Here is a 5,680-nt window from a genome sequence, read left to right on the forward strand (position 1 = left end):
GGTTGTTGCTGTCCTGCCTCCGTGGGATGGTGGCGACATTTTCAGCCGGGGTTTGATGTTTTCGTTGTTTTTTTGACGGAGAGTTTGATCCTGGCTCAGGACGAACGCTGGCGGCGTGCTTAACACATGCAAGTCGAACGATGATGCCCAGCTTGCTGGGCGGATTAGTGGCGAACGGGTGAGTAATACGTGAGTAACCTGCCCTTGACTCTGGGATAAGCCTGGGAAACTGGGTCTAATACTGGATACTACGTCCCATCGCATGGTGGGGGGTGGAAAGGGTTTTACTGGTTTTGGATGGGCTCACGGCCTATCAGCTTGTTGGTGGGGTAATGGCTCACCAAGGCGACGACGGGTAGCCGGCCTGAGAGGGTGACCGGCCACACTGGGACTGAGACACGGCCCAGACTCCTACGGGAGGCAGCAGTGGGGAATATTGCACAATGGGCGGAAGCCTGATGCAGCGACGCCGCGTGAGGGATGACGGCCTTCGGGTTGTAAACCTCTTTCAGTAGGGAAGAAGCGAGAGTGACGGTACCTGCAGAAGAAGCGCCGGCTAACTACGTGCCAGCAGCCGCGGTAATACGTAGGGCGCAAGCGTTGTCCGGAATTATTGGGCGTAAAGAGCTCGTAGGCGGTTTGTCGCGTCTGCTGTGAAAGCCCGGGGCTCAACCCCGGGTCTGCAGTGGGTACGGGCAGACTAGAGTGCAGTAGGGGAGACTGGAATTCCTGGTGTAGCGGTGAAATGCGCAGATATCAGGAGGAACACCGATGGCGAAGGCAGGTCTCTGGGCTGTTACTGACGCTGAGGAGCGAAAGCATGGGGAGCGAACAGGATTAGATACCCTGGTAGTCCATGCCGTAAACGTTGGGCACTAGGTGTGGGGGACATTCCACGTTTTCCGCGCCGTAGCTAACGCATTAAGTGCCCCGCCTGGGGAGTACGGCCGCAAGGCTAAAACTCAAAGGAATTGACGGGGGCCCGCACAAGCGGCGGAGCATGCGGATTAATTCGATGCAACGCGAAGAACCTTACCAAGGCTTGACATTCACCGGATCGCCCCAGAGATGGGGTTTCCCTTCGGGGTCGGTGGACAGGTGGTGCATGGTTGTCGTCAGCTCGTGTCGTGAGATGTTGGGTTAAGTCCCGCAACGAGCGCAACCCTCGTTCTATGTTGCCAGCACGTGATGGTGGGGACTCATAGGAGACTGCCGGGGTCAACTCGGAGGAAGGTGGGGATGACGTCAAATCATCATGCCCCTTATGTCTTGGGCTTCACGCATGCTACAATGGCCGGTACAAAGGGTTGCGATACTGTGAGGTGGAGCTAATCCCAAAAAGCCGGTCTCAGTTCGGATTGAGGTCTGCAACTCGACCTCATGAAGTCGGAGTCGCTAGTAATCGCAGATCAGCAACGCTGCGGTGAATACGTTCCCGGGCCTTGTACACACCGCCCGTCAAGTCACGAAAGTTGGTAACACCCGAAGCCGGTGGCCTAACCCCTTGTGGGAGGGAGCCGTCGAAGGTGGGACTGGCGATTGGGACTAAGTCGTAACAAGGTAGCCGTACCGGAAGGTGCGGCTGGATCACCTCCTTTCTAAGGAGCCGTTGACCGCCGTGTGGTGGTCGCCCCCGCTGAAGTGCCCGTCCGTGGTGCTGGTGGGGTGAGCTCATGGGTGGAATATCAACGAGCAAGTGGCCGCACTCCTCCTGCTCCCTCCGGTTTCGCACCGGGGGGTGGGGGTTGCCGGCCGGGTCGGGTCCCAGTACCTGCCCTTTCGTGGTGAGCCCTGTCGGGTTCGCTGCGGGTGGGGTGGTGGAAGAGGGCCGGTCCGGTGGTGGGTGTGGTCCGTGGTGCACTATTGGGTCCTGAGACAACAGGCCCCGTCCCCGTGAGTGGGGGTGGGGGTGTTGTGTCTGGGTTCCCGGCGTCCTGCCGGTGGTCGTGCGTTCCCGGTGACGGGGGTGGCGCCCACCAGTGTGTGGGATGTGCGGGTTGTTGTTTGAGAACTGTATAGTGGACGCGAGCATCTTAAGAACGGGTGCCGCAGCGGACCGGGACACTGTGCTGTCGCCTTCGGGTGGTGGTCGGGGTGTGCCGGGTGTGTTGTGGTGCCGTGTTCGTGATTGATCGCCGAGAACACTGCTGCGTCGCGGTTCCTGGGAACAGGGTCCGTGGGTGGTGGTGGGTATCGGTGTGTTCTGTGATCATGTGGCAAGTTTTTAAGGGCGCACGGTGGATGCCTTGGCATCAGGAGCCGATGAAGGACGCGGTAATCTGCGATAAGCCTCGGGGAGCTGATAAACGAGCTGTGATCCGAGGGTCTCCGAATGGGGAAACCCCGCCGCGTGTTATGCGTGGTGACCCGCACCTGAATTCATAGGGTGTGTGGAGGGAACGTGGGGAAGTGAAACATCTCAGTACCCACAGGAAGAGAAAACAACAGTGATTCCGTCAGTAGTGGCGAGCGAACGCGGAAGAGGCCAAACCGATGGTGTGTGATACCCGGCAGGGGTTGCATCATCGGGGTCGTGGGGCACGTCGTCCTGGGTCTGCCGGCCCGGGCGCGTGAGTGCAGGACGATAGTCGAACCGGTGTGAGTGCCGGACCGGAGAGGGTGGGAGTCCCGTAGACGAAATCGTTGCTGCCGCGTGGAGCGTGTACCCAAGTAGCACGGGGCCCGAGAAATCCCGTGTGAATCTGCCAGGACCACCTGGTAAGCCTAAATACTACCTGATGACCGATAGCGGACCAGTACCGTGAGGGAAAGGTGAAAAGTACCCCGGGAGGGGAGTGAAATAGTACCTGAAACCGTGTGCCTACAAACCGTCGGAGCCTGGAAGGGTGACGGCGTGCCTTTTGAAGAATGAGCCTGCGAGTTAGTGTTACGTCGCGAGGTTAACCCGTGAGGGGTATCCGTAGCGAAAGCGAGTCTGAACAGGGCGAGTGAGTGGCGTGATCTAGACCCGAAGCGAAGTGATCTACCCATGGCCAGGTTGAAGCGCGTGTAAGAGCGCGTGGAGGACCGAACCCACTTCAGTTGAAAATGGAGGGGATGAGCTGTGGGTAGGGGTGAAAGGCCAATCAAACTTCGTGATAGCTGGTTCTCCCCGAAATGCATTTAGGTGCAGCGTTACGTGTTTCTTGCCGGAGGTAGAGCTACTGGATGGCCGATGGGCCCTACAAGGTTACTGACGTCAGCCAAACTCCGAATGCCGGTAAGTGAGAGCGTAGCAGTGAGACTGTGGGGGATAAGCTTCATAGTCGAGAGGGAAACAGCCCAGACCACCAACTAAGGCCCCTAAGCGTGTGCTAAGTGGGAAAGGATGTGGAGTTGCTCAGACAACCAGGAGGTTGGCTTAGAAGCAGCCATCCTTGAAAGAGTGCGTAATAGCTCACTGGTCAAGTGATTCCGCGCCGACAATGTAGCGGGGCTCAAGTACACCGCCGAAGTTGTGGCATTGCACCAATGATACCCAGCCAGGACCTGGTCCTGGCTCAGGTGGTGCGATGGGTAGGGGAGCGTCGTGTGGGCAGTGAAGCTGCGGGGTGACCCAGTGGTGGAGCCCACACGAGTGAGAATGCAGGCATGAGTAGCGAATGACGGGTGAGAAACCCGTCCGCCGGATGATCAAGGGTTCCAGGGTCAAGCTAATCTGCCCTGGGTCAGTCGGGACCTAAGGCGAGGCCGACAGGCGTAGTCGATGGACAACGGGTTGATATTCCCGTACCGGCGAAGAACCGCCCCTACCGAACCGGGGACACTAACCACCCGAACCGGGCCACGCGGTGACCATTGGTCGCCGCCGGCTCCGGGGAGCGTGGGACCTGAACCGGGGAGGTAAGCGTATTAACAGGTGTGACGCAGGAAGGTAGCCGAGCCGGGCGATGGTAGACCCGGTCTAAGCGTGTAGGGCGACCCGTTGGCAAATCCGCGGGTCATGTGCTTGAGACGTGACGGGACCCCCATCCGTGGGGGGATTCGGTGATCCTATGCTGCCGAGAAAAGCATCGACGCGAGGTTCCAGCCGCCCGTACCCCAAACCGACACAGGTGATCAGGTAGAGAATACTAAGGCGATCGAGAGAATCATGGTTAAGGAACTCGGCAAAATGCCCCCGTAACTTCGGGAGAAGGGGGGCCCCGACCGTGGACACCACTTGCTGGTGCGAGCGGGTAAGGGCCGCAGAGACCAGGGGGAAGCGACTGTTTATCAAAAACACAGGTCCGTGCGAAGTCGCAAGACGATGTATACGGACTGACTCCTGCCCGGTGCTGGAAGGTTAAGAGGACCTGTTAGCCTCACGGCGAAGCGGAGAATTTAAGCCCCAGTAAACGGCGGTGGTAACTATAACCATCCTAAGGTAGCGAAATTCCTTGTCGGGTAAGTTCCGACCTGCACGAATGGAGTAACGACTTCCCCGCTGTCTCAACCATGAACTCGGCGAAATTGCAGTACGAGTAAAGATGCTCGTTACGCGCAGCAGGACGGAAAGACCCCGAGACCTTTACTATAGTTTGGTATTGGTGTTCGGTGTGGCTTGTGTAGGATAGGTGGGAGACGGTGAAGCGGGCACGCCAGTGCACGTGGAGTCAACGTTGAAATACCACTCTGGTCACTCTGGACATCTAACTTCGGCCCGTGATCCGGGTCAGGGACAGTGCCTGATGGGTAGTTTAACTGGGGCGGTTGCCTCCTAAAGAGTAACGGAGGCGCCCAAAGGTTCCCTCAGCCTGGTTGGCAATCAGGTGTCGAGTGTAAGTGCACAAGGGAGCTTGACTGTGAGAGCGACAGCTCGAGCAGGGACGAAAGTCGGGACTAGTGATCCGGCGGTACATTGTGGAATGGCCGTCGCTCAACGGATAAAAGGTACCTCGGGGATAACAGGCTGATCTTGCCCAAGAGTCCATATCGACGGCATGGTTTGGCACCTCGATGTCGGCTCGTCGCATCCTGGGGCTGGAGTTGGTCCCAAGGGTTGGGCTGTTCGCCCATTAAAGCGGTACGCGAGCTGGGTTCAGAACGTCGTGAGACAGTTCGGTCCCTATCCGCTGCGCGCGCAGGAAATTTGAGAAGACCTGTCCTTAGTACGAGAGGACCGGGACGGACGAACCTCTGGTATGGCAGTTGTACCGCCAGGTGCACCGCTGCTTCGCTACGTTCGGAAGAGATAACCGCTGAAAGCATCTAAGCGGGAAGCTCGCTTCGAGATGAGATTTCCATACACCGCAAGGTGTGAGAGGCCCCCAGCTAGACCACTGGGTTGATAGGCCGGAGGTGGAAGCACGAACCAACGACGTGTGCAGCCGACCGGTACTAATACGCCGACAACTTACACCACACCCCCACCCCCCCCGACACGGGTCGGGGACCCATGGTGGGGACACCACAGAACACCGCGTCCACTATACGGCTCCCAACCAACAACCCCACGGTTGTTCGGTGCACGGGAACCACCACTGAAACACCACAGCAGACGACTGTGACCAGATTTCCCCTCCACACCACCGCCCCCCGGGGGACGGCACGGTGGGGCCACGGGGAGGCAGAGTTACGGCGGTCATAGCGTGGGGGAAACGCCCGGTCCCATCCCGAACCCGGAAGCTAAGACCCACAGCGCCGATGGTACTGCACCCGGAAGGGTGTGGGAGAGTAGGACACCGCCGGACCACACCAC

General features: G+C 58.8%; 3 rRNA genes. All 3 read left to right on the top strand.

Annotated features, from left to right (window positions below):
• The first annotated feature begins 72 nt into the window (after positions 1–72).
• The 3 genes from AVL61_RS12145 to rrf all read left to right on the top strand — a co-directional run bounded on the left by AVL61_RS12145 (position 73) and on the right by rrf (position 5,672).
• Positions 73–1,598 (top strand): 16S ribosomal RNA (locus AVL61_RS12145).
• Positions 1,599–2,214: 616 nt separating this feature from the next.
• Positions 2,215–5,343, top strand: a 23S ribosomal RNA gene (locus AVL61_RS12150).
• Between the two features lie 212 nt (positions 5,344–5,555).
• A 5S ribosomal RNA gene (gene rrf / locus AVL61_RS12155) occupies positions 5,556–5,672 on the top strand.
• Together the 16S, 23S and 5S rRNA genes form the textbook arrangement of a ribosomal RNA operon.
• Positions 5,673–5,680: the final 8 nt, after the last annotated feature.

The organism is Kocuria rosea subsp. polaris (assembly GCF_001483755.1).
Classification (GTDB): Bacteria; Actinomycetota; Actinomycetes; order Actinomycetales; family Micrococcaceae; genus Kocuria; species Kocuria cellulosilytica.